This window comes from Tenacibaculum ovolyticum DSM 18103, from assembly GCF_000430545.1.
In the GTDB taxonomy this organism is placed as follows: Bacteria; Bacteroidota; Bacteroidia; order Flavobacteriales; family Flavobacteriaceae; genus Polaribacter; species Polaribacter ovolyticus.
Window position 1 is genome coordinate 519433 of record NZ_KE387163.1, and the last position, 26683, is coordinate 546115.

26 protein-coding genes are annotated in these 26683 nt (G+C 30.0%); 11 read left to right on the plus strand and 15 right to left on the minus strand.

Annotated elements, in window-relative coordinates:
• Positions 1-52: 52 nt before the first annotated feature.
• From H518_RS0112360 to H518_RS0112375, 4 genes are read left to right on the plus strand one after another with little or no spacing between them, the layout of a single operon-like run.
• Positions 53-1393, plus strand: coding sequence for a M28 family metallopeptidase (locus H518_RS0112360; RefSeq protein WP_028889349.1), 1341 nt, complete (start codon positions 53-55; stop codon positions 1391-1393).
• The gene (locus H518_RS0112365) at positions 1393-1971 is read left to right on the plus strand and encodes a YdeI/OmpD-associated family protein (RefSeq protein WP_028889350.1); all 579 of its coding nucleotides are present in this window, start codon (positions 1393-1395) and stop codon (positions 1969-1971) included. Before H518_RS0112360 ends, H518_RS0112365 begins: the two co-directional genes overlap by 1 nt.
• The gene (locus H518_RS0112370) at positions 1965-2855 is read left to right on the plus strand and encodes a TIGR01777 family oxidoreductase (protein WP_028889351.1); all 891 of its coding nucleotides are present in this window, start codon (positions 1965-1967) and stop codon (positions 2853-2855) included. The genes H518_RS0112365 and H518_RS0112370 overlap by 7 nt, the downstream gene beginning before the upstream one ends.
• The gene (locus H518_RS0112375) at positions 2848-3531 is read left to right on the plus strand and encodes a GNAT family N-acetyltransferase (RefSeq protein ID WP_043706903.1); all 684 of its coding nucleotides are present in this window, start codon (positions 2848-2850) and stop codon (positions 3529-3531) included. Before H518_RS0112370 ends, H518_RS0112375 begins: the two co-directional genes overlap by 8 nt.
• A 42-nt stretch (positions 3532-3573) precedes the next feature.
• Here the strand turns inward: H518_RS0112375 and H518_RS0112380 are convergent, their stop codons facing one another.
• From H518_RS0112380 to hemA, 12 genes are all read right to left on the minus strand, one after another.
• On the minus strand, positions 3574-4311 hold the full coding sequence (locus H518_RS0112380; protein ID WP_155995218.1) for a hypothetical protein: 738 nt from the start codon (positions 4309-4311) through the stop codon (positions 3574-3576).
• Between the two features lie 94 nt (positions 4312-4405).
• Positions 4406-5707 carry a dihydrolipoamide acetyltransferase family protein gene (locus H518_RS0112385; protein WP_028889354.1) on the minus strand — a complete coding sequence of 434 codons (1302 nt, stop codon included), beginning with the start codon at positions 5705-5707 and terminating at the stop codon, positions 4406-4408.
• Between the two features lie 226 nt (positions 5708-5933).
• Complete coding sequence (hemF, locus tag H518_RS0112390) at positions 5934-6839, minus strand: oxygen-dependent coproporphyrinogen oxidase (protein ID WP_028889355.1); 906 nt, start codon at positions 6837-6839, stop codon at positions 5934-5936.
• A gap of 28 nt (positions 6840-6867) precedes the next feature.
• Positions 6868-7614, minus strand: a complete 747-nt coding sequence (locus H518_RS0112395) for an EI24 domain-containing protein (protein WP_028889356.1) — start codon at positions 7612-7614, stop codon at positions 6868-6870.
• A gap of 71 nt (positions 7615-7685) precedes the next feature.
• Complete coding sequence (locus H518_RS0112400; protein ID WP_028889357.1) at positions 7686-8303, minus strand: TlpA family protein disulfide reductase; 618 nt, start codon at positions 8301-8303, stop codon at positions 7686-7688.
• Between the two features lie 24 nt (positions 8304-8327).
• Positions 8328-9353, minus strand: a complete 1026-nt coding sequence (hemE, locus tag H518_RS0112405) for a uroporphyrinogen decarboxylase (protein WP_028889358.1) — start codon at positions 9351-9353, stop codon at positions 8328-8330.
• Position 9354: 1 nt separating this feature from the next.
• Positions 9355-9801 carry a protease complex subunit PrcB family protein gene (locus tag H518_RS0112410; RefSeq protein ID WP_028889359.1) on the minus strand — a complete coding sequence of 149 codons (447 nt, stop codon included), beginning with the start codon at positions 9799-9801 and terminating at the stop codon, positions 9355-9357.
• A gap of 7 nt (positions 9802-9808) precedes the next feature.
• Positions 9809-11098: a glutamate-1-semialdehyde 2,1-aminomutase gene (gene hemL, locus H518_RS0112415; RefSeq protein WP_028889360.1), complete on the minus strand. Its 1290-nt coding sequence runs from the start codon at positions 11096-11098 to the stop codon at positions 9809-9811.
• 48 nt (positions 11099-11146) lie between these two features.
• A complete protein-coding gene (locus tag H518_RS0112420) occupies positions 11147-11548 on the minus strand; it encodes a VOC family protein (RefSeq protein WP_028889361.1) in 402 nt (133 codons plus the stop codon).
• A 3-nt stretch (positions 11549-11551) separates the two neighbouring features.
• Positions 11552-12514 (minus strand): porphobilinogen synthase, encoded by a 963-nt coding sequence (gene hemB / locus H518_RS0112425; RefSeq protein WP_028889362.1) that lies wholly within the window; start codon positions 12512-12514, stop codon positions 11552-11554.
• Positions 12515-12671: 157 nt separating this feature from the next.
• Positions 12672-14258 (minus strand): hydroxymethylbilane synthase, encoded by a 1587-nt coding sequence (gene hemC / locus H518_RS0112430; protein ID WP_028889363.1) that lies wholly within the window; start codon positions 14256-14258, stop codon positions 12672-12674.
• The gene (gene hemA, locus H518_RS0112435; RefSeq protein WP_028889364.1) at positions 14242-15510 is read right to left on the minus strand and encodes a glutamyl-tRNA reductase; all 1269 of its coding nucleotides are present in this window, start codon (positions 15508-15510) and stop codon (positions 14242-14244) included. The genes hemC and hemA overlap by 17 nt, the downstream gene beginning before the upstream one ends.
• A 209-nt stretch (positions 15511-15719) precedes the next feature.
• Here hemA and H518_RS0112440 point away from each other — a divergent pair, with 209 nt between their 5' ends.
• The 5 genes from H518_RS0112440 to H518_RS0112460 all read left to right on the plus strand — a co-directional run bounded on the left by H518_RS0112440 (position 15720) and on the right by H518_RS0112460 (position 19230).
• Positions 15720-16607 carry a helix-turn-helix transcriptional regulator gene (locus tag H518_RS0112440; protein WP_028889365.1) on the plus strand — a complete coding sequence of 296 codons (888 nt, stop codon included), beginning with the start codon at positions 15720-15722 and terminating at the stop codon, positions 16605-16607.
• A complete protein-coding gene (locus H518_RS0112445) occupies positions 16608-17114 on the plus strand; it encodes a TrmH family RNA methyltransferase (protein ID WP_028889366.1) in 507 nt (168 codons plus the stop codon).
• A 74-nt stretch (positions 17115-17188) separates the two neighbouring features.
• Positions 17189-18199: a ferrochelatase gene (hemH, locus tag H518_RS0112450; protein WP_028889367.1), complete on the plus strand. Its 1011-nt coding sequence runs from the start codon at positions 17189-17191 to the stop codon at positions 18197-18199.
• 12 nt (positions 18200-18211) lie between these two features.
• On the plus strand, positions 18212-18802 hold the full coding sequence (locus tag H518_RS0112455; RefSeq protein ID WP_028889368.1) for a CopD family protein: 591 nt from the start codon (positions 18212-18214) through the stop codon (positions 18800-18802).
• A 29-nt stretch (positions 18803-18831) separates the two neighbouring features.
• Entirely contained in the window at positions 18832-19230 is a 399-nt protein-coding gene (locus H518_RS0112460; protein WP_028889369.1) for a lipocalin-like domain-containing protein, read from the plus strand.
• A 299-nt stretch (positions 19231-19529) separates the two neighbouring features.
• Here the strand turns inward: H518_RS0112460 and H518_RS0112465 are convergent, their stop codons facing one another.
• Together H518_RS0112465 and H518_RS0112470 are read right to left on the minus strand one after the other, a co-directional pair.
• Entirely contained in the window at positions 19530-20339 is an 810-nt protein-coding gene (locus H518_RS0112465) for an alpha/beta fold hydrolase (protein ID WP_028889370.1), read from the minus strand.
• A gap of 70 nt (positions 20340-20409) precedes the next feature.
• Positions 20410-20997 carry a Crp/Fnr family transcriptional regulator gene (locus H518_RS0112470; protein ID WP_028889371.1) on the minus strand — a complete coding sequence of 196 codons (588 nt, stop codon included), beginning with the start codon at positions 20995-20997 and terminating at the stop codon, positions 20410-20412.
• A gap of 640 nt (positions 20998-21637) precedes the next feature.
• Here H518_RS0112470 and H518_RS0112475 point away from each other — a divergent pair.
• Together H518_RS0112475 and H518_RS0112480 are read left to right on the plus strand one after the other, a co-directional pair.
• Positions 21638-22681: a DUF7638 domain-containing protein gene (locus H518_RS0112475; protein WP_028889372.1), complete on the plus strand. Its 1044-nt coding sequence runs from the start codon at positions 21638-21640 to the stop codon at positions 22679-22681.
• Positions 22682-22781: 100 nt separating this feature from the next.
• Entirely contained in the window at positions 22782-23909 is a 1128-nt protein-coding gene (locus H518_RS0112480; protein ID WP_028889373.1) for a hypothetical protein, read from the plus strand.
• A gap of 433 nt (positions 23910-24342) precedes the next feature.
• On the opposite strand, the gene H518_RS0112485 is transcribed toward H518_RS0112480, so the two are convergent.
• A complete protein-coding gene (locus tag H518_RS0112485) occupies positions 24343-26682 on the minus strand; it encodes an ArdC family protein (protein WP_028889374.1) in 2340 nt (779 codons plus the stop codon).
• Between the last annotated feature and the right edge of the window lies 1 nt (position 26683).

A 26683-nucleotide genomic window follows, 5' to 3' on the forward strand; every position in this document is an offset into this window, starting at 1 on the left:
AATTAAATTTCACTCCCTTTTCTTTGTATTTTAGTTGTCTAAAATTTATTAAATGAAAAAAACAATCTTTTTTTTATGCAGTTTCTTTTCAATAGCAGCACTCCAAGCACAAACGGATACCAAAATATATGATATTATTAATAAAATATCTGCTAATAGAATTAAAGCTGATATAACAACACTTGTTAATTTTGGCACCCGTCATACACTAAGTGATACACTCTCAAACACTAGAGGTATTGGTGCTGCTCGTCGTTGGATTAAACATGAACTAGAAACTATTTCTATAGATTGTAATAATTGTTTAACTGTTTTTAACCAAAAAGATTTGGTTAAAAAAGGAGCTAATAAAAGAATTACTAAAGATGTTTGGGTTGTTAATGTAGTTGCAATTCAAAAAGGAACCAAAAATCCTAATGATTATATAATTATGAGTGGTGATATTGATTCTAGAATTACTGACCCTAATAATTATACTGATGATGCTCCTGGTGCAAATGATAACGCTTCAGGTATAGCTGGTACAATTGAAGCTGCTCGTATATTAAGCAAATATAAATTTGATAATAGTATTATTTATGTTGGTTTATCGGGTGAGGAACAGGGGTTATTCGGAGGAAAAGGCCTAGCTAATTATGCAAAAAGTAAGAATTGGAATATCATCGGCGTTATTAATAATGATATGATTGGTAATATAAAAGGCGTAGATGGTGTAATAGATAATCGCACATTTAGAATTTTTTCTGAACCAACACCAACTACCGAAACTGAACGACAACGAAAAGCACGTCGATTTTATGGTGGTGAAGTTGATGGAATTTCCCGTCAGTTAGCTCGTTACGTTTATAAAACTACCAAAACATATATGCCTGAGATGAATCCTAAAATGATTTATCGTTTAGATAGGTTTGGTCGTGGCGGACATCACCGTCCTTTTAACGATGCTGGTTTTTCAGGTATTCGAATTATGGAAGCTCATGAAAATTACACACAACAACATCAAGATATTCGTACAGAAAACGGCATTGAATATGGTGATAGACTTAAATTTGTAAATTTTAATTACGTTAAAAAATTAACTGCTGTTAATGCTATTAATTTAGCAAGTATCGCATCGGCTCCTGCTTCTCCTATGAATGTTGCTATTGGAGGAATTGTAGAAGCTGCTGCAAAATTAAAATGGGATAAAGTTTCAAATGTAAAAGGCTACAAAATTTATTGGAGAGATACGACTTCTCCTACTTGGGACAATAGCAGGTATGTAAAAAGTAATATCAATGAGTTTACTTTAGAAGGAATTGTGCTCGACAATTACTTTTTTGGAGTTGCTGCTGTTGGTAAAAACGGACACGAAAGTATCGTTAGTTTTCCTTCAAAAATTATTAGAAAATAATGACTTCTAAAAAAATTCAACTCTATTTTAAAACGGACATCGAATGGAGAACTTGGCTTTCAGAAAATTATGATAAATACCAAGGTATATATCTTATTTTTTATAAAGTAGAAAACCCTGAACCTTCAATGCGTTGGGAAGAAGCTGTTAAAGTTGCTTTATGCTACGGATGGATAGATTCGACCGTAAAAAGTTTAGGAGATGGTAAACGTCAACAATACTTTTGTCCTAGAAAACCTAAAAGTGTTTGGAGTGCTTTAAACAAAAAATATATTAAAGAATTATCCATAAACAACTTAATTCATGAAGCTGGTTTAAATTCTATAGAAATAGCTAAAAAAAATGGTTCTTGGATTGCTTTAGATGATATTGATAATTTAATTATTCCAAACGATTTACAAATTGAATTTAATAAAAACATAACTGCTTTTACTAATTATAACAAATTTGCAAAATCATATAAAAAAGGATACTTGTATTGGCTACATCAAGCTAAAAGAGAAACAACACGTTTAAAAAGAATAACCGAAATTATTCGCTTTTGTGAACAAAATATAAAAACACGAGACACATGGTAAAGGTTTTAATTACTGGGGGAACAGGTTTAATTGGAAAATATCTTCAAAATAAATTGAACGATAAAAATTATGAAGTTACTGTTCTTACCCGTAATCCTACTTTAAAAAATGAGTTTAAATGGAATATTGATGAAGAATATATTGATGATAATGCTTTTAAAAACGTTACACATATTATTCATTTGGCTGGTGCAGGAATTGCCGATAAACGTTGGACTGATACACGTAAAAAAGAGCTTATTGATAGTAGAGTATTATCTACAGATTTGTTACTTAAAAAAATAAAAGAATTAAATATTGATTTAAAAGGTTTTATTTCGGCATCAGGAATTGGGTATTATGGTGCTGTTAGTTCGCCACAAATTTTCACAGAAAATGATGCTCCTAAAAACGATTTTATTTCTAAGGTTTGTGTTAAATGGGAAAAGTCTGCGCTTCATTTTAAGCAAATAAATGTTGCCGTAACTATTTTACGTACTGGAGTTGTACTTGCTAAATCAGGTGGTGCTTTATCTAAAATGAATACTCCTTTGTTTTTAGCTGCATTAGGAAACGGAAAACAATACATGCCATGGATACATATTGATGATTTATGTAATCTTTATATAAAAGCTATAAAAGACACTAATTTTACAGGAATATACAATGCTGTGGCTCCAGAACATCATACTAATGAAACTTTTACCAAAACAATAGCTGAGGTTATTAATAAACCAATGTTCCTATTTAAAGCACCTTCTTTTATATTAAAAATAATTTTAGGTGAAATGTCTAGTATCCTTATTAAAGGTAGCAGAGTTTCATCAAAAAAAATAAATGAATTATACTCTTTTAACTTTCCTAATTTAAAGACTTCCTTAAAAAATATTTATAACGATGAATAGTAAACTAATAAATCCAGTTTGGCATTCTTTAAATGAAACTCATAAAAAATTTGCTATCAATTATGATGGTGTACAATTTTATGACCCTGAAATTTGTCCTTTTGGTGCATTTTCAGATGTATCAAAAACAGCGAATGCTTTAAATGAGTATGCAAAACTTACTGATAGTTTCTTCTTAGTAACTGAAAATAAAACTCCAATTTTTGATGATAGGTTTGTTTCTTTAGATAGAAAAATTGACGGTTGTCAGATGGTATTGCAAAGTTTAATTGAAGTGAATATTACTGAAAACATTGTTCCACTTACAAACGAACATATTAACGAAATATATAATTTAGTATGGTTGGTAATGCCTGGGTACTTCAAAAAAAGAACTTTTGAAATGGGGAATTTCTTTGGAATTTTTAAAAATAATAAACTTGTTTCTATTACTGGTCAGCGTATGCAAACTAATGACTTTGTAGAAATTAGTGCTGTTGTTACCCACCCTGAATACACTCGTAGAGGATACGCTAAGCAATTAACAACTCATGTTACCAAAGAAATTATAAAACACAATAAACACCCTATTTTACACACCACAAAAGGAAATAGTGCAATACCTCTTTATGAAAAATTAGGTTATAAATTAACTCGGGATATGAATTGGTGGCATTTTACAAAAAGTATAAGTTAAGATATTAATCTTAACTTATACTTTTCTATACTTAAACATCTTTTACTTTTTCTTGGTACTTATCTTTATGCTACTTTTTGTGTTTTCTATCACCGTATCAATATTAGACTTTAATAAAACACCTGATTTTTTATTAATATTTACAGTCCCCTCTATATTTCCTGTTACTTCGCCTCCTACCTTACCAGAAACCTCTAATATTACTCTTCTTGAAGTAATAGACACTACTTTATAAACAAAATTATATTTAACTACCTCGTCTCCCTTGATAACAGACCAATTATCTCCTACCGAAACTTCATTCACTGGATATATAATATCATTTAACACCTTAGTAAAATCAGGAAATCCAGGTACATTAGGTACAGTCTTAGTCTCTTTTACTTTTCCTAATTTATCAGATTTTATGGTAGTAATAGCATTCATTTTTAATACTGAATCTATTTGAGCTTTTATAATTTCATCTTTTTTATCTAACCTAGTACTACTTTTACTAGAATCAAAAAACATAATCGTATCTCCTTTAGAAATATTCATCATTATTCGCTTAATTCTCACAGCACTTTCATATTCTTTCTCGGAAACATCTTTAACCTCGTATTGCATTACTATCTTTGTGGATACATTTTTTTTATCTTCTCCTTTTTCATTAGTTATTTCTATACTCGTTTCATAAACATCGCCTTTCTCATAGTTTAAACGAAGTAATACCTTTTCTTGACCAATACATACCATTGTTACCGCTAGCAATAAAAACACTAACAAATTTTTAATTCTCATAATTAAATTTTTAATTCACTTTAAACGAATATATGGAAAATAAAAAAAGGCTTAAGAAATTTCTTAAGCCTTTTTAGTAAAATATAATTTATATTTAAAAATCTTGATTTACATCCCAAGATTCTAATATTTCTTTTAGTGTTTTTATAAACATTCCTCCTAAAGCACCATTAACAACTCTATGATCATAAGAGTGTGCTACAATCATTCTTTGGCGAATACCTATAAAGTCACCCTCTGGTGTTTCAATTACCGCAGGCTTCTTTACAATAGCTCCTAAAGCTAAAATAGCTACTTGTGGTTGGTTTATAATTGGTGTTCCTGTAATACTTCCAAAACTACCTACATTTGTTACGGTATAAGTACCTCCTTGAATATCGTCTGGCTTTAGTTTATTAGCACGTGAACGTCCTGCTAAATCATTTACTTGCTTAGTCATTCCAACTAAACTTAACTGATCAGCATTTTTAATTACTGGTACAATTAAATTCCCATCAGGTAAAGCTGCTGCCATACCTAAATTAACATTTCCTCTCTTAATGATTTTATCACCATCAACAGCAATATTAATCATCGGGTGTTTTTTTATTGTTTGTGCAACTGCTTGCATAAAGATTGGAGTAAATGTTAACTTTTCTCCTTCTCTCTTTTGGTAAGCATTCTTTACTTTATTTCTCCAAGTAACAATGTTTGTAACATCTATTTCAATAAACGACTGAACGTGAGCTGAGGTTTGTACAGAGTCAACCATATGTTTGGCAACTAATTTACCCATACGACTCATTTCAATAATCTCGTCTTGTCCACTTAATGTAACTGGTGCTGCTTGAGCTTTGGCTTTCGGCTTTTCTACTTTTGCAGGAGTAACAATAGTTTGTGGTTGACTTCCTCTATTTTTTATATAAGAAAGCATATCTGCTTTAGTTACTCTTCCTTCTTTACCTGTTCCTTTTATTTTTTCTAATTCTTCAAGAGAAATTCCTTCAGTTTTTGCTATATTTTTTACTAAAGGTGAATAAAAACGATCACTAGATGAAGTATCAATTGCTTCTGAAGTAATTTCTTTAGCAACTTCTATCGATTTTTCAACCGCTACAATTGCCTCTTTTACTTCTACATTAGCTACCGAATTATCGTTTGTTGTTTCTGTTCCTCCTTCTGTTTCTATAATAGCTATAGTTTGTCCTACTTGAATAACAGTATCTTTTTCAAATAATATTTCAACTAAAGTTCCTTCAACTTCACTAGGCACTTCACTATCTACTTTATCAGTTGCAACCTCAACAACTGTTTCATCAATATCAATAGTTTCTCCAATTTCTTTAACCCAAGATGTAATAGTTGCTTCTGCAACACTTTCTCCCATTTTAGGTAACTTCAATTCGTATCTAGCCATAATGTAAATTTTTAAACGTTTGCGAAGTTACTAAAAACCTAGCATTTTTTTTAACTTTTAATCACTAAAAAAATATTGTATTTTGTTTTTATTTGAATAATTCACAAAAAACAGCTCATAATTAAGGTTTTATTAAACTAAAACTTGATAAATCAATTTTATTTTAAATATTTCGCACTAAAAACAACTTTACTGATTTTCAGTACATACTATTTAATAATAAACCCTATTCTATCCAATTTTTAGGAGTTGCTAAAACTTCAAGTAATTTTGCTTCTTCACTTCCTTTTTCTGGATGATGATTATATTTCCATTGAACAACTGGAGGCAAACTCATTAAAATACTTTCAATACGACCGTTTGTTTTTAAACCAAATAAAGTACCTCTATCATGAACCAAATTAAACTCTACATAACGACCTCTTCTAACCTCTTGCCAATCTTTATGCTGTTTAGTGTATACTATATCTTTTCTTTTAGCGACAATTGGTACATATGAATTTAAAAAACTGTTTCCTACCTCGGTTACAAAATCATACCTGTCTTGCATAGAAAATTCATCCGTTTCTTTTAAATAATCAAAAAATAAACCTCCAATTCCACGAGCTTCATTACGATGAGTATTCCAAAAATAATTATCACATGTTTCTTTAAATTTCGGGTAAAACTCAGCACTATGCTTATCACAAGCATCTTTACAAACTGAATGAAAATGAGTTGCATCTTCATTAAATAAATAATATGGTGTTAAATCTTGACCTCCACCAAACCATTGTGTTACAATATTCCCATCACCATCATACATTTCAAAATAACGCCAATTAGCATGTACTGTAGGTACAAACGGATTTTTTGGGTGTAATACTAAACTTAATCCACAAGCAAAAAAATCACCACTATCTACCCCAAACTGTTTACGTAAAGCTTCTGGTAACTCACCAAATACCTTAGAAATATTAACGCCTCCTTTTTCAAATATATTACCATTTTCAATTACACGTGTTCTTCCTCCGCCGCCTTCTGTACGTTTCCAGTTATCTTCTTTAAACTTTGCAACACCATCAACTTCTTCAAGTTTAGAGGTTATACTATCTTGTAATTTTTGAATATATGCGTAAAACTGATCTTTCATTTATTTAATTCTTGGTAAGCAAAAATACTTATTCTAATAATTCTTTTCTTTTAATATTCTTAATAGTTTCTGTAGTTGCTGCAGTTACTGACAATGGTAAAACTAAAATTACTCCAATAATTGGTATTAATAAAAACAACATAAATACAATACCATTACCTATTGCTAATCCTTTATTGTTCTTTACAAATTGAATACTTTCTTTGTATTTAAAATGTCGTTCTAAAGTATAATCCATATTTCCAAAACCAGCATAATATGCTTGCATAAGAAATAATAATACTGTTGATAGTATACCTATAACTGGTATTATACCAATTAGTAAGATTGGAATTGTTAAAAAAAGTTCTCTCAAAAGATTTCTTACATTTATTCTTATACCTCTTATTAGTTGTTCGTTAAAAGAAGTTTTTCTATGCTCATGATTTCCTTCTCTTAAATGTGCTTCAATTTTTTCTGATACTGGGCTCATAAAAGGAGCTGATAAAGCCATTACAATATGTTTGTATAAAACCAAACCAATAACAACTATTAATAATCCGCTAAAAAAAGTGCTAACCATTTCAAATGCACTCTTTCCAAATTCCCATTTCCAAAAACTAGAAACATAATGTCCAACATTATCAGACAAACTATAGGCTAGAATTATTATTAGGGTTGATGTTAAAACACTAATAGTTATTGGTATAATAAAGTACTTCCATAATTTTAACTTCGATATTAATTGAAATGCTCCGAAATAAGCCTTTACACCTTTTATTATATTTTTAATCATATTTATTTTTTGTCTAAAGTAAAAAACCTCTTTCCGATAAGAAAGAGGTTTTTTATATTTTTTATAAAAATCTATTTAACTACACGTTTAATAAAATCGTCTAGTTCTTTTTCGTTAATTTGATTAGCTTCATCTTTAGATCTAGTTTTTGTAGGAGTTAAAGCACCTCTTTTAAAATCTAATATTTTTTTGTTATCTGTTATTAAATAAGCTGAAGGATAATCTAATTTATGAATGAATCCAGAAATTCTTATTGAAGATTTATTCTTTAGTTTTTCTTTAGATGGCACTAAAAATATTCTTTTATCTAGCTTTTCTGCCATTCTCTTAACACCTTTTTCCATATCCCAAAAAAGCATTATGAATTTCACTTTACCATCATACTTCTCTACCATTTTATTCAATGCTGGTATTTCTCCCCAACAAGGAGCACACCAGGTAGCAGCCGTTAGTAAAACAATAGGCACTTTGATATCTTTTGTACTAATAGCTTCTCCGTTTATTGATGTAAAATCATAATTAGAAATATACTTATCTTTTATGCAATTATACACAACATCGTCTAGCATTGCCGCATCTGTGCTAGATGTGGTTATACAATCATCTACTATATCTTTATAATATATTTTCTTTTGTGAGAAAGTTTGTGTTACAAACAATAGGGTTAATAAAAGTAATAATTTATTCATTTTTAGTAATTTAAAGGGATTAAATTAGACTTTATACTCTTTTACCGCGTCTACAAATGCCTTTGCATTTTCGAGCGGAATATTAGGTAAAATTCCATGCCCTAAGTTAACAATATATTTATCTTTACCAAACTCATTTATCATTTGGTGTACCATTCTCTTAATATCAGCTGGTGGAGACAGTAATCTAGAAGGGTCAAAATTACCTTGCAATGTAATATTTCCACCTGATAAATAACGCGCATTTCTAGCTGAACATGTCCAATCTACTCCTAAAGCTGATGCATTTGATTTAGCCATTTTGTCTAAGGCAAACCAACATCCTTTTCCGAAAGCTATAACTGGCGCATCATCTTTTAATGCTTCTATTATTTGATTAATATATTGCCATGAAAATTCATGATAGTCAGTTGGAGATAACATTCCTCCCCAAGAATCGAAAATCTGAACAGCATTTACACCTGCTTTTACTTTTGCTTTTAAATAAGCAATTGTGGTCTCTGTTATCTTACTAAGCAATTGGTGTGCCAAAACTGGTTTTGTAAAACAAAATTCTTTTGCCTTATCGAAATTTTTAGACCCCTGACCTTGTACAACATAACATAATATTGTCCATGGAGACCCTGCAAAACCTATTAAAGGAACTTCATCATTTAATTTTTCTTTGGTTGCTTTTATAGCCTCCATTACATAACCTAAAGATTCATTAACATCAGGTACAATTACAGTATCTAATCCTTTTTGATCTCTAATTGGGTTTGGTAAATAAGGTCCAAAATCTGGTTTCATTTGCACCTCAATATTCATCGCTTGTGGAATTACTAAAATATCAGAAAATAAAATAGCAGCATCCATACCATACCTTCTAATAGGCTGCACAGTAATTTCTGAAGCTAGTTCTGGTGTTTGACAACGTGTAAAGAAATCATATTTCTTTTTTATTTCTTGAAATTCTGGTAAATATCTTCCTGCTTGACGCATCATCCATACTGGTGGACGATCAACAGTTTCTCCTTTTAATGCTCTTAAAAATAAATCGTTTTTTATCATCTTATTTGGTTACGAAGATTATTTCTTTATTTGTTTTATTAATCTTTATTACTTGAAAAGGTTGCTCTATTGCCATTGTAACCATATCTGTAGGTTTTGGCCCAGCATGCTTTACATTAATTATTAATTTACGCTCTTGAATGCTAATTTTTTCAACACCAATATCAAATCCTCCTGTGTTTCTTACTTTATCTATTAGTACGATTAATGTACTTTTAGAAAAATCAACAACAGGAATATTGTTCTTATCGATATTTAATGTTGATAAAAAATACTGCCATTCATTATCAGAAGTAATAACTTTATTAGTTTCTTTAATATTCTCTGAACCATTCATTTTTCCTTTATATAAAGAAACAAATAAACTTTCTTCTTGTAAACCTCTTTGATTTTTGTTAGGGCAAGAGGTTAACATTATACTAAATAAAATAGTTACTACTAATTTCATATTTCTATTACATTTTTGCAACAGCCTCCATTGCTTTATCAATGGCCTTTGTTATTTTTTTAAGGTCTTTTTCTGTTAAAGCTGATGATAAAAACCATGCCTCAAATTGTGATGGTGGTAAGAATACACCATTATTCATCATTGCCCAAAAAAATGTAGCAAATTTTTTAGTATCTGAAGTCTGAGCCTCTTCAAAGTTAGTTACTGTTACATTTGTAAAAAATGGGTTAATCATAGATCCAAATCTATTCACCGTAATTTCTACTCCATTCTTTTTAGCTGATTCTAATAAGAATACTTCAATAATTTGAGCAATCTCATTAAATTTCTCATACGGATTTTGCTTCTTAAGCTCTGTTAAAGTAGCTATTCCTCCTGCCATTGCAACTGGGTTACCACTTAACGTTCCTGCTTGATACATTCCTCCTAACGGTGCTACTTCTTCCATTATTTCATTACGTGCTCCGTATGCTCCTACTGGAAAACCACCTCCTATTACTTTTCCTAAACAAGTAATATCAGCTTCTACGTCAAATAACTCTTGTGCTCCACCAAATTTAGAACGAAAACCTGTCATTACTTCATCAACAATTAACAAAGCTCCTTTAGACTCTAAATATGTTTTTAATTCTTTTAAGAAATTATCTTTAGGTGTTACAACTCCCATGTTTCCTGCAACTGGCTCTAAAATAACCCCTGCAATATCATCATGTTCTTCAAAATGTGCTTTTACACTTTCTAAATCATTATAATTTGCAATTAAGGTATTTTTTACTGCTCCTTCTGGCACTCCTTTAGAGCCTGGTAAACTTAATGTAGCTAAACCTGAACCTGCTGCTACTAACAAAGCATCTTGATGCCCATGATAACAACCTGCAAATTTTATAATTTTATCTTTCCCTGTAAATGCTCTTGCCAAACGGATTCCGCTTAATACAGCTTCTGTACCTGAGTTTACAAAACGAACTTTATCCATTCCTGGAAAAGCATCACAAACAATTTTCGCTAACTTAATCTCATTTTTAGTTGAAGCTCCAAATGAATATCCATTTTTTAACGCTTTTGTAATTGCTTTTTGTACTTTTTTATGACGATGACCTAAAATCATTGGTCCGTAAGACAATACTAGATCTATATAGGTATTATTATCTACATCGGTAATTTTAGTTCCTTTTGCTTTTTTTATAAATAAAGGATTTCCTCCTACCGAAGAAAATGCTCTTACAGGAGAATTTACTGCTCCTACTAAATTTACTAATCCTTTAGTATATAATTCTTGTGATTTTTTAAATTTCATAACTTAATTTTCAGTTATATTTTTTATTAACTAATTACTTTTAGTAACCTAAGTATTTTTATTTAACTCTAACAAGTCCCAAAGGTTACCATATAAATCTTTAAATACCGCAACAGTACCATAGTCTGCTTCTTTAGGAATCCTTACAAATTCAACTCCTTTAGAAACCATTTGATTATAATCTCTCCAAAAATCATCCGTACTTAAAAACAAAAAAACTCTCCCTCCTGTTTGATTTCCTACAAACTTTTTCTGTTCTTCTTTAGATGCTTTTGCTAATAATATTGTTGTTCCCTTTGAATTTGGAGGGGCAACAACGACCCATCGTTTATTTTCAACTGGTTGATACGTATCTTCAATCAATTCAAAATTTAATTTTTTTGTATAAAATTGAATTGCTTCATCATAATCATTAACAACCAAAGCGATATGCACAATAGATTGCTTCATCTTTTACCTATTTAAAACTCTCGCAGCTTCTTTTGCAAAATAAGTAATAATAATATCTGCTCCTGCTCTTTTCATAGATAATAAGCTTTCCATCATTACTTTTTCACCATCAATCCAACCTTTCTCAGCGGCTGCTTTCACCATTGAATATTCACCACTTACATTATAACATGCAATTGGTCTATCAAAATTATTTTTTAAATCTCTAATAATATCTAAATAAGATAATCCTGGTTTTACAATTAAAATATCAGCTCCCTCCTGATCATCAAAAGTAGCTCTCCTTATTGCTTCATTTCTATTAGCAGCATCCATTTGATACGTTCTTCTATCTCCAAAACTTGGAGAAGAATCTACCGCCTCTCTAAAAGGTCCATAAAATGCTGATGCATATTTAACTGAATACGCCATTATTGGTAAATTAGAAAAACCTGTATTATCTAAAGATTCCCTTAGCATTGCTACGATTCCGTCCATCATACCTGAAGGAGCCAACATATCTACCCCTGCTTTTGCATGAGAGACTGCTTGTTTTGCTAGGTTTACAATTGTTGCATCGTTATCTACATCTTTATCGTGAATTACACCACAATGGCCATGTGAAGTATATTCACAAAAACAAACATCTGTGATTACATATAAACTTGGGTAATTTTTTTTGATAAATCGAATTGCTTGTTGCATAATTCCATTATCATTCCAAGTCTCTGTTCCAATATCATCTTTTTTTAAAGGAACACCAAACAACATTACAGCCGGAATATTTAAAGAAACTAATTCTTCTAATTCTTCTGAAATTAAATCCAAAGAGTATCTAAAAATCCCAGGCATTGAAGAAATTTCTGTTTTTATATTTTCTCCTTCTTCAATAAATAAAGGGTATACAAAATCGTCTACAGATAGTTTAGTTTCTCTTACTAACCTGCGAATTCCATCTGTTTTTCTAAGTCTTCTTGTTCTAAACATTACTTTTTTTTGTATAATCGAGCGCAGTCGAGATCATTTTTATTAAAATCTCTCGACTGCGCTCGAGATGACAATCTTATTTATATGTAGTTATTTATGAAAAAAGTGACTTGGCAATTTTGTTTAACATATCACATTCACTTTATCAAGAATAACCTTATTCTTTTACAAAGTGTAAATTCACCAATTCAATAACACTTTCTACCGTTGGTAAATTAGCTACTTGTACATTGGTAAAGTGTTTTCTTGCTTCTTTTGCTGTACTCTCACCTATACAAAACGCTATTTTATCTGAAGTATTTTCTTGCATATAGCTTTCTACAGTCGATGGGCTATAAAACAATACTCCATTTACAGTATCAGCTACTTTAGCAGGACTATATAAGGTTTTGTATGCTTCTACTTCATTTACTGTAATATCATTTACTTTTAAAGTATCTGGTAAGGTATCTAAGCGTAAATCACTACAGAAATAAGTTACTTCTTTTCCTTTTATTTCTTTAGAAAGATACTTTGATAATTTCTCTGCGTTTCTTTCAGATTTTACTACCGCACCTATTCTTTGCTCTATTAATTTCTTGGTTCTACGACCAACACAATAAATATTTTTGAATTTTAATTCATCTGCTGTAAAAGAGTTTGCTATTGCTTCTACTCCATTTTTACTTGTTATGATTACATTCTCAATTTCATTCTTAATTACCTTAGGGGCAATTCTATTAAAACGAATTTTAATAAAATCACTATCTTCTATACCTACAGATTTTGGTAATAATTTCTTTTGAAGTTCAGATAATTTCTTAGTAGAATAAATAGAAAATTCTTTTTCTTCTTCTACATCATCTAACATTAATTCTTTTCCTCCTCTATTTATTACATAATCAGCACAATCTTTAGCTAAAAAACGATGACGTCCTACTTTTGCATTTTTTGTTACTGATATTTTTTTCTTACCATCTTTACTCAATAATAAACCTTTAAAGTTTATCTCTTCAGTTTTAGCATCAATATATGCTAAAGCACCTATTGGAGCCGTACATCCACCTTCTAATAGGTTTAGAAACTCACGTTCTATACCTACACAAACTTGTGTTTCATAGTGGTTTAATTGTTCACATGCATCTATAGAGAAATCATCTTCTTTTAAGACTGTAATCATAATAGCACCTTGAGCTGGTGCAGGTATCATCCAAGAAAGATTAATTGCTCCTTCTGGTCGTTTACCTAATCTTTCTAATCCTGCAGCTGCAAATACAGCTCCATCCCAATCGTTATTTTCTAACTTTTCTAATCTTGTATTTACGTTTCCTCTCAAACCAACAACCTCGTGTGTTGGATAACGATTTAACCATTGTGCTTTTCTACGTAAACTTCCAGTTGCTATAACACCATTTGGTTGCCCGAAAAATTCTTCGTTATCTTTTAGTACTAAGATATCATTGTAATTTGCTCGCTTTAAGACTGCTACTTGAATAATTCCTTCTGGTAAAACAGTAGGAACATCTTTTAAAGAGTGTACTGCAATATCAATATCACCATTTAACATAGCAATATCTAAATTTTTAGTAAAAATTCCTGTGATTCCTAATTCATATAAAGGTTTGTCTAAAACAAGATCTCCTGTAGATTTAATTGGAACGATTTCACATTCATACTCTAACTCTTCTAATTGTTTGCGAACTTTGTTTGCTTGCCACATAGCCAGTTGGCTATCACGTGTACCTATTCTAATTGTCTTCTGCATGGATAGTTTCTAAATTTGCTCCAAACACTTTTGCCATTACTTCTATACTATTGCTAACAGAAGTTTCTTCAGCTTTTAAGTGTTTTACAAATTGGGTGGTTATTTTCTGGATGAATCTTGATGTGATTACTTCTGCTTGAGATTCATCAAAATCTTTTATTTTTTTCTTATGAAAAGCTATTTCGCCTTGTTGTATTGTTTTTAACGATTCTTTTAATGCTGTAATAGCTGGAGTAAATTTTCTATGATTTAACCACTCGTTAAATTCAATTTTATAAGTATCTATAATTGATTCAGCTGTTGGTATTTCTTGTTGACGAATTGCTAACGTTTCATCTGTTATTTTTGATAATTCATCTACATTTATCAAAGTAACATTTTTTAAATCTGCTACTTCTTTTGAAACATTTGCAGGCATTGATAAATCTAAAATTAACAACTCATTATTTGTTAAAATATGATCTCTTGTAATTGTAGCTTCCGATGCTCCTGTTGAAACAATTAATACATCTGTGTTCGCTATTTCTTTATTTAAATTTTCGAACTTAGTATTTTTTATAGAAGGGTGTTCTTTAACAAACTCCTCTGCTTTTTTCTCAGTTCTATTAATTAAACTTACAGATTTGTTTTGAGTATACTCTGCTAAATTTTTACAAGTATGCTTCCCCATCTTTCCTAATCCGAAAACTAAAATGTTTTTCGTATTATAACTTGGTAGATTCTTTATAATGTATTGAACTGCTGCGTAAGAAACTGATGTTGTTCCTGAACTAAGCTTTGTTTCATTCTTAACACGTTTACTAGCTTGCATTACGTGGTTTAATAAACGTTCAAAATATGCATTTGTAGTGCCTACTTCTTTTGCTAATTTAAATGCTTGACGCAATTGACCAACAATTTCGTAATCTCCTAGTATTTGACTATCTAAACCAGTTCCCATTCTAAACAAATGGTTTATAGCTTCTTTATTTTTATAAACGTTAGATACTTCTGCAAACTCCTCTACTGCTCCGTTAGAATACTTACATAACATACTAATTAACTGAAAAGGATGTTCTGCAAATCCAGTAATTTCTGTTCTATTACAGGTAGACAATACAAAAATACCGTCCATACCTTTCAGTTTCGCTTCTTTTAAAAGTTCAACTTGGTTTTCTTTAGAAATACTAAACTTCCCCCTAATAGTTGCGTCAGCTTTTTTGTAACTAACACCTATGTTATATAAATTCTTATTATGTATATCTGCTGTCATTCAGTCTTATTCAATAAGGTGGTTCAAAAATATAAAGATTAAATAAATAAAAATGTCGCTGAAAGAACTTTTAATGTCGCTATCAGTTTTTTAGCATAAAAACATCTCTAAAACGCAGATAAAGTGTATTTTTGCAATGAAATCAACTATTAGAGACGCTTCAATTTAGACTCGTTCTAAATAAATTATTTTTAAATACATTTTCAATTATGTCAAAAAACATCGCAGAAAGTTCATTTAGAGAAATAGTATTAGAAAAAGGTTTTTTTGTATTAAAATTCCAAAATAACTCGAATGAAACAGAACTATATAAAAGAGATATTGACAACTCTTATATACAGTTACATTACTGTATAAAAGGTAATTGTAAATTTCATTTTAACAATAACAGCTATACTTTTAATGTATTAGATAAACATTCTATCTTCTTATACAACCCTCAACAAAACTTACCAATAAATTTAGAAATCCTACCTAAAACATCTTTGGTTTCGATTATAATATCAATTGAAAAATTTCATTCGTTGTTTTCAAAAGAAGCCAGCTACATCCCTTTTTTAAGCGAAGACAATAAAAACAAAAAATATTACGACAATACCGAAATTAAGTCCAATGCATTAATGGTTCTTCAGCAAATTTTAACTGCAAAAAATCATAGTAGTATGAAAGACCTTTATATTAAAGGAAAAACGTATGAACTTTTAAGTCTTCATTTCGATACTGGTGAAAATACAGAAAATGAATACTGTCCGTTTTTAGTTGATGATCGTGAAGTTTTAAAGATTAGGCAAGCTAAAGATATTATTATCTCTAAAATGAGTGAACCTCCAACCCTGCAAGAATTAGCGAATGAAGTTGGTTTAAATTTAAAAAAGCTAAAAGAGGTATTTAAACAAATATACGGTGACACTGTTTATAGTTTTCTTTTTGATTACAAGATGGAGCATTCTCGTAAACTTTTAGAAAGCAATCAATTTAATGTAAATGAAGTTGGTTTACAAGTTGGCTACAGCACTTCTAGTCACTTTATAGCTGCTTTTAAAAAGAAATTTGGCACAACACCAAAACAATATGTAATGAGTTTACAAAATAATTAAATGAAACAACTTACACATTACGATATCGAAAACAAGCAACAAAAATTTCCTATAACTATTGTTTGTGATGCTATTAGAACTCCTGAAAATATAGGAATGTGTTTTCGCATATCTGAAAGCTTTGGGGTTGAAAAAATATTTTTACACGAAAGCTCTCCATCTATTGAGAATAGAAACGTAAAACGTACTGCTCGAAATACAGATACTCAAATTGAACATGAAATATATACTGATTTCGATTTTCTAATCAATAAATTAAAAGAAGAAGGGAATACTATTATAGGTATTGAAATTGCTGATGAGAGTATAAGAATTCAAGATTTTGATTTTACTTCAAAAGAAAAAATAGTTTTACTTTTGGGGAGTGAAAGAAACGGAATTGAAAACATAAACCTAGTAGACGCCACCGTTGCTATACCTATGTATGGCCGTAACTCGTCAATGAATGTAATACATAGTTTAAGTATTGCTTTATATGAAACAACAAATCAATTAAATAAAAAATAACACTACAAACATTGTAGAATAATTTTAAGATAAAATCACTTTATCTTATTAGTAATAGATACATAAACAAAAGAATGAAAGGAGCTTTATTAGTAAACTTAGGATCTCCAGAAAGTACAGATCCAAAAGATGTAAAAAAATACTTAGGTGAATTTTTAATGGATGAACGTGTAATTGATGTTCCTTATTGGTTTCGTTCATTTTTAGTTAAAGGAATCATATTAAATACACGCCCTAAAAAATCTGCCGCAGCTTATAAAAAAATTTGGTGGAAAGAAGGTTCTCCTTTAATTGTTTTATCTGAACGCTTACAAAATAAGGTTCAACAAAAAACAGCACTTCCTGTTGCATTAGCAATGCGCTATGGTACAATGACCATAAAGAAAGGACTGCAAGAATTGCATGATAAAGGAGTTACTGAAGTTATGTTAATTCCTTTATATCCTCAGTTTGCAATGGCAACTACTGAGACCATTGTCGTTTTAGCAGAAGAAATACGTGCAGCTTTTTTTCCTGAAATGAAAATTACAGATGTTCCTGCGTTTTACAAGAAACCTGAATATATTAAAGCTTTATCAAACAGTATTAAAGATTATTTAGCTGATAAAGATTATGATCATGTACTATTTTCATACCATGGAGTTCCAGAGCGACACATTGGTAAATCGGATATTACAAAAAGTCATTGTAAAATAGACGGAAGCTGCTGTAATACTCCTTCAAAGGCACATGAGTTTTGTTACCGCCACCAATGTCTTCAAACCACAAAAAATGTAATTTCTGAATTAGGTTTAGATGAAAATAACGTTTCTACCTCTTTTCAGTCTCGTTTAGGAGTTGATCCTTGGTTACAACCTTACACAGACAGAACTATTGTAAACAAAGCTGAAAAAGATGGAGTTAAAAAATTAGCTATCGTTACTCCTGCTTTTGTTTCTGATTGTTTAGAAACCTTAGAAGAAATAGCTATGGAAGGAAAACATGAATTTTTAGAAGCTGGAGGAGAAGAGTTTTACACAGTACCTTGTATTAATGATGATGAAGAATGGGTAGATGTTTTAGCTGGATGGATTAACGAATTTTAAAATAAATCAATTATGGATTTTTTATACATAAAAGCATTACATATTATTTTTGTAGTTACTTGGTTTGCTGGTTTGTTTTACATAGGTAGGTTATTTATTTATCACGTAGAGGCAGAATCAAAAGACGAACCAGCTAAATCAATTTTACAAACTCAATATAAATTAATGTCGAAACGCTTATGGTATATTATTACTTGGCCTTCATTATTTTCAGCTAGTTTTTTTGCTTTTTGGCTACTTTATAAAAACCCTATTTATTTAGAAATGCCTTGGATGCATGTAAAATTAGCTTTTGTTTTAGCACTATATTTTTACCATGGATTTTGTCATAGAATATACAAAGAATTGCAACGTGATGAGATTAAGTACTCTCCTACAAAACTTAGAATATTTAATGAAGCGCCTACGGTAATTTTATTTGCTGTAGTATTTCTAGTTGTTTTAAAAAATGCAATTAATTGGATTTGGGGAGTTGTAGGTATTATTCTTTTTGGAGTTTTACTAATGATAGGTATTCGTTTTTATAAAAAAATTAGAGCCAAAAAATCATGGGATAAATTCGAAAAAGAATTAATTGAAGAGGATGAAAAACTCGATAATTAATTATACTTTCGCGCACTAAATTAAAAAAAATGAAAAAACTACTTATTTTATCTATCACCATTTTAAGCTTACTCTCTTGTTCTAACAACAATGATAATTTAGATCCTTTTATTGGTACTTGGTCATTATTTTCTTTAGATGGAACAGAAGTTAGTGATTGTGAAAAACAAACAACAATCACAATTATTGAAGGTGGTACATTTACTGCTACTTATTATTTTGATGAGCCAGACAATACCTGCCTTGAAGAAGAATCTTTTACAGGAACATGGACTAATAAAGGTAATAATAATTATACAACTACAGGAGATGGAGATACCGAGTCATCTAAAATAATACTTAAAGACAATAGTACTTATAATTTCATATTAACAGAGATAACTCCTGACGGAGCAAGAACGAGTATTACTACCTTTAAGAAAAAATAATTCATTTCCTTCTTAACATAATAAAAAAAGCGAAGTTTAAAAACTTCGCTTTTTTTATGTAATCATCCTTTTATTTACTGTTCAAAAGGAATCTTATTAACAATACTTCTATCTCAATTTACCCCATGAGCAATAAATAGTAGAGGTTGTTATATTACATTTTCAACCTGCTTATAAACTTGACACCATCTTCTTATTTAGTAAAAAACAATGAATATAATAAGAGATTCTCTTTCCTTATTTATAAAGCTACTAGAATTCTATCTTCTAGTTTTACAAAAGTATACAAAAAACATCTTCTAAACTTTTTCTTCTATAATAGCTAAAAGCTTATCAGACCAAAGCATTTTAAAATGACCGGTTTTTTCTATCTCAATAAACGCTGCATTTTTCATCTGATTACAAACTTGCTTTGAATTTTCGATCTTAACAACTCTATCTTTTTTATCATGAATAAAAAAAGCATTATCAAATGAAATATTTTTCACAAAAAGACTTGCCTCCATATCTAAAGGTTCATAGTTGGTCGTCTTTCTTATTAATTTAATAAAAGCATTTTTTGTTTTATATGTCAACCCGAAATACCTTATTGTTTCTTGAATATAATCTATAAACTTATCTGGAGTTGTGCATTGTATCAATGTATTTCCTTTATATTTCAAAGAACTCATCGCCATTAAAGCCAACACACTTCCTATTGAATGTGTTATAACAAGATTATAGGTTTCTCTCTTTAAAAGAACCTCTATTAATTCAGGAATGTCAAAAAAATCTGTTTTCCTTTTAGTACTATTTCCATGACTTGGAGCATCAAAACTAATGACTCTATATCCTTTTTTAACTAAAACCGGAATTATGGCACCAAAATTAGAAGCTCTTCCTTCCCATCCATGAACAAGTAATGCTGTTTTTTCTCCTTTTCCCCATTCGTACATCGCAATATCAAACTTCTTGAACGATATACTACTCTTTTTTGATTGCTCAATAATAGATTTTTCAAAAGACCTAAATTTCTTAGCTCTTGGATTTGATATAAAATGAAATGCTATTTTTGCTGTTACTCTAGGAGAAATACGTTCTATTAGTCTAAAAAAATTCTTTTTTTTCATATTTCTTTACTGATTAAATAATTAATGAAACAAAGAAAAAAAAATACGCTTAGAAATTCATTGACCTCGGTTAAGAAAAGCTAATTTCAGCTATTCTTCTTCGAATACGACTTAAACTCTCTGGCTGAACACCAATATATTGCGCTATGTAATACTGAGGAATTCTATTTAATAATTTAGGGCTATTTTTCAGCAAATCGGTATACCATTGCTCAGGTGTATTAGTTAATAAAGCTTGGGTGTGTTTATCTTTTTGAATGAGAATTTTTTTATAAAAAAATTCTCTAAGCTTCCCCCAATTAGAAATTTGAGTAGATAAAGTGTTAATCGTTTCTTTTGAAAAAAGAATCAACTCACAATTTTCTAAAGCTTGAATCGTAAATTTAGATGGATTAGAAGATAAAAAACTTTCTAAATCCCCCACCCATTGCCCTTCTTCAAAAAATTGAATAATACGTTCTGTTCCGTTTTCAATGGTATAGAAACTTCGTAGTACTCCCTTTTGAACATACGCTTCAAAATTACAAACACTTCCTTTTAAATGTAATATTTCAGAAATTTTAAGTGTTTTCTTATTTAAAGTATCTTTTAATACAGCTAACTCCTTTTCTGTAATAGAAATTATCTTTGATATTTGATTAAATAGCTCTGAACTCATATAACTCAAATTTAAACTATTATATTAACTTTTTATACTTTGCTCAAAAGGAATTCTACAAAACAAAATAAACACCTAATAAACAAACCATTAAACACACCATAGAATTAAAAGTGAAATATAAGTGAACCTAAATACTTCTTTCACCAAGTTTAAGACTATAATAAATGTTCTAGAGCAAAAAATTATATGACAAATTTACTATTCTATTTTAAGTTTTAAAAACTATAGTTTTTTTATATATCAAGACTTCTTTCACACCAATATTTCTTACATTTATACTCTAATAACAAACTCTTATAAACTTTTTTTATAAAGAACTTTATTATTAGATCAGATTTGTACTATAAGTATGGTTTTACCTTACTTATTTTATGGTTTTTTAGCGTTCTCTTTATTATGGACACACTACTTTTTATTTTTGTTTAACAAGAATAAAAGTTCCTTTTATTCCGCCTAAAAACACCTGATAAAAAGAATATTATCAAGCATAAACAAATTATAATACATTAAAAAACTACAACGATATAAGCGATATATGATCACCATGGTAACTATACCCGTCTTATATGAGATATATAGTTACCTTAGTAACTATATATTGTTGTTATGTACAATATGGAAAGGCATTTAGAGAAGAATGAAATTATTTGATAAAATATTTAAAAAAAAGAACGTTGATAAGACTTCAGACCTGACAACTATAACAAGGACTGAAACTTTTGAAGGATTCTCTATTCCTGGAATAATCCACAATATGCAATACCATTTTACTGATCTACAAGTTTATAGTGATGGTTTGATTTCTTGTTGGGAAATGGTAGACTTATCAATACTAAGAAATAAAATTAACCAAGGATGGATTGTAACCAAAATTCCAAACGGAGAAGCAATTTCAATTTTTAATTTAGGTCATTGGTATATTGAGCAAGGAGAATGGGATCATACAAAAGAATCTCTATATGAGTTTATTTCGTCCTTAATTAAAAGATTAAATCCTACTTTGGAAAATCTTCATAATTACAATGGAAATAATTCAAAAAAAATAGGAAAAGTAGAAGTTGCTAAACACTTTGATCCTTCGCCAAAACCTTATCATTATGATAATCTTGATTCAATACTTCCAAATAAAGTCAACGGAGAAAAGTTTCATTTCTTTTATAGAATCAACGATAATAAAACCTATCTAACAGAACTCTCAATTTATGAAAGTGGACGTGTAGAATTAACTAATTTACCAACTAAGAAAGTTATTGATTTTTCGGATGTGAAAAACTTAATAAATGAGAAGATTTTAGTTACTGACTTAAAAATTGGAGAAACTGTTACAATCCTAAATTTAGGTTCTTTTAAAATTAAATCTGGAAGCGGAGTTGATATAAATTTCAAATTAAACGAACTGACAGATAAATTAAATGAACTAAATGGTAAAGAAAATAGCATTAACAAATGCGCAAGAATTTTCAAAGAATACAAAAATAACCCTAATGTTAAATTAAAGGAGGAATTAAAAATAGCTTATGAAGCTGTTCCTGAGCATAAGCGGATATTTGTTGGAACTATGGATACTAAAGACTATGAAGTTCGACAAGTGATATACGGAGATATCGTCAAAAAAGAATGGGAAGACGATTATGGATATGAGTACCCATATGACGATATGCCAGAACCAAAAGATAAATAAAAAAGCACATAACAATTTGTATAATGCATATGCACCCTACGGGATGCAAACGCACCATACAAGAGACGTTGTGTGTAATTATACAAATTCCTACTCAAAAATGAATGAACATCTGAAAGAGTTAATTACTGCTGATAATGTACTCTCATATTCCAATGCTTGTATTCAGGTTTGTGAGACTCTTTTAGAATTAAAAGATGAAGATTACAAAAGATTAATAATACCTAGCAGAGGCGCTTACCCTTTTTTTAATGGAGCTTTAACTTCTTTATATTTTCTAACAGACTCCCCTGTTGAACGAATGAATTTCAATCTTCACTTTGACCTATGGTTATTACCATACACATCAGATTGGGGGCAAGCAGATATAAATACAGATTCTAAATCAGTTAGAAAGTTTTGGTCAAAAATCCTAGCTGACTCTATTAGAAAAAAATCAACCCCTTACACTCATTTCTATAATAATTTAGTTGACTTAATTGGAAATAGATTAACAATTAATACAACAGATTTAAAAATTGACAAACATTACAAAAAGAATAATATAAAAGATGAAAAATTTATTTTTATAGATACTGCTATCTCAGGAAAAGCAATTTGTGATATTATTGAATCCTTCTACGAATTTAATTTAACTGATTTTTTCATAATTATGATTACTGATTCCGAAGGAGAAAACTTAAAACCTGAATACAAAAAAATCATTGAAAAAGAAAAACAATTAGGAAGATTAAAACAAATAAATGTCAAAAATATTTATTCTGAAGATGCGAGTCCTTTATTAAACACTGGTATTTCAAGTATAGTTTTCCCTTCACTAATCGAAAGAGCATATAATGAAATAAATGAATTTAAAAAGAACCAATTTGCAGGTGCTGGTTTATGGTTTATTGATTCTGTTTCTCATTTAGTAAAACATAACCCTCAAATTAATGGTGTAAGAGGGATATTATCAACACTAAATTACCGAGGTTTATCAAATAATTTTGGAAAAGAGGATATTTGGTTTAAAGAATCAACAGAGTATGATGTTGAAAAAATGATTGAACGACTAGGGAATTTTAATTTATTAGACGGAAGTTCTACTAAAGAGCTCATTTATGATAGAATATCATCAAGAACAAAAAAACTCGAAGAAAATGTTGATGTTACAGGTTCTCACATAATTAGAATCGATTTACATCAAGATATAATTACACAATTAATCAAGCCAATTAAATATAAATAAACTACACACAACAATGGCTATAATTAATACGGGTTTTAGTGCCTAATCCAAAGTTTAGTGTATTTTATAAAGTCCGCCAAATCTTTTGATTTGGCTTTAGAACAAAAAAATTAAAACAAAATAAAAAGTTTTGGCTAAGTGCTTAATCGGAAATTCAGTAATTTTAATTCCCGTACTAACCATAGCCGAGACGTTAGTTTGTTGCAGTTTTGTTGCAACAAAAGCAAATTATTGTTGCAGCACGCTTACAACGCTGCAACACCAATAAACACAGCACTTTTAAAAACTATTACAGAAAATTAAACACCCTGTTGCAACAAGCAACAACAAAATTGCAACAAAACTGCAACAGAATTTAAAGTTGTTGCAACAAAAATCCCACTCAAAAACTGAGTGGGATTTTTATCATGAAAAGTTAATATTGTAGTTGCACTTATAAATCTATAACGATTTCTTTTTCTTCCTCCTCTTCACCAAAATACTCTTTATATTTCTTAGGGTTTACTTTTCTTAAACCTTCCTCCCAAACAACATACTCACCTACTCCATAACGTCCTTGGTTATGCATTACAAAACTATCAACCGTAATTAATGCATCAGGTAAATGCGTCCATCCTTGGTCTCCTTTAAAATTCCCAGACTTGGTTACTTCAAAAATTAAAATGAACGAAATATTAGGGTACTTCTTAATAAACTTATCTTCAAACTCGTGAGGCTTCATGCCTGTTCTATGAATATACGTATTTATCATATCGATAAAAACAAAATCATAATCACCACTTGCACATAATTTTTCAAGATCTTTTATTTCTCTTGCTTCAGAAAGAAAAGCATTCTCCTTTTCATATAATCCTGATAACCTCCACAAGTCTTTTGTATTTTTATTTATTCCCTGGTCTGCAAAATTATAAAGTATGCTACCAAAATTAGTCAAGTAATTTGCCAGTTTTGTTGCTCCTGCTGTTTTACCGTTTTTAGGCTTCCCCCAAATTACTAATTTCATTGTTTTTGCAGGTTCTTGCATAAAACTAGCCCACTCCCCTGTAAAAGGCAACGTATCAAAAGTCATATTATTAATATCTGAAGTAGATAAAACGTTTTTGTTTTGCTTTGTTATTGCTTTTTTAGGTTCATGCAACACTTGTTGCGGTTTTGTTGATTCTTGTTGATTTTTTGTTACAAAGTTGTTGTTTTGTTGCAACAAAGGTGTTTTATTTTCTGCAACAACTTCTGAAACATCCGTATTTACTGGACTTAAAGCAACAGCCTCTTCTTTTTCATTTTGTTGCAACGTTGCAACAGGTTTTGCAACAATTGTTGCTTGTTTTGGTGGTAAACTAAGAAATACTTCTTTTACTGGTGGTAAATTAACAACAATTTCTGGCGCATACATTCCTACAGCTTCTTTTTGCCTTGCTGTTTTCTTTTTTGTTATTCCTGGTGTTTTCTTTTTTGCTGTTTTTAATAATCCATGTAAATACTTTGGAATGCCGTTTTCGTCTCGTTGCAAAATAAAGTCCGTTGCCTTTTGCGCTTGTGAACTTGCTCTAAAAATTAATTTATTATCGTCTTTTAGATGTTTTAAAGCACTTTTCCAATTCTTTATATATTCTGCATGGTTAGAATTATTACGCCACATAATACCCGCTTCTGCACTTAAAAAAACAGCACCAAATTCTGCTACTAATTCTTCCTTTGCATAATCCGCATTTCCAAACTTTGCACCAGGAACAAAACGATCTAATCTTTTTTTATGGCCTGTACTATGAATAAACTCGTGAAACAACGTTCTATAGTAATCCTCCTTAGTATCAAAGTCATTTAACTTAGGCATTTGCACAAAGTCTTTCATAGGGGTGTAATAGGCATTATCTCCACCATGTCTTAACGGTGGATTTGGTTTTGGATATGCCTTTACAATTGCTTCAGCTGTTGTAATTTTCTCTTTAGCTGTTTTTGCAAATTCTTTTCGGTATTCATCTAATTTAAAATCTATTCCTTCAATATCTGATCCGTTAAATACACGGTAGTATCTTAATAATGGAACTGTGGATTTATAAATAAAGGAATCTAAACTCCCTCCTTCTTGGAAGTACTTAATTTTACTTTTATGTTTGTTGATATACGCAACAAATCTTTTCACATCGTAAGTTCCTATCTTTAATTTAGGCACATCTTGTTGAAACACAAACAACTTTGTAAAATAAACAACCTCATGACTTTTTGATCCTTTCTTAATTTTACCTTTAAGTTTTTCAATTTGCTTGAAGGTTAAAAAGTAAGGGTTCTCAAAACTTTCCATCCCAAATAGCGTTAAAAGCGCATGATTGATTCCTCTATATGGTTTCTTTGATACAAAGTTAACCGGGTACATAAATTCGTTAATCGTTTCTTGCCATTTTTTTTGGTAGCCGTGTCCGGTGACTTCTTCTATTAAAGCAATCATTTTATCAGTGATCATCTGATAAATGTCTACAGCATTAATTTTACCATTTAACCCTAAAGCAACATCTTTTACGGGTCTGTTGTACAACGGAATTCCCATTCCTTGTAATTCCGTAACGTCTATCGTTTTTATTTTTTTTGACAACTCAATAAAAAATTCATCATCAGTAAATTCTTTTAAAATGCTTTGAATTTTACCGTGCATAAAACGAGCTTCTTTAGTTGTGTTTTTTACAAGGGCTAATTGTTTTAAAAAAGTGGTTAAAAAAACTCTAGTTACTTCGGTATTATCTAATGCGTTGTATTGTTGAATAAGTGATTCTAACATA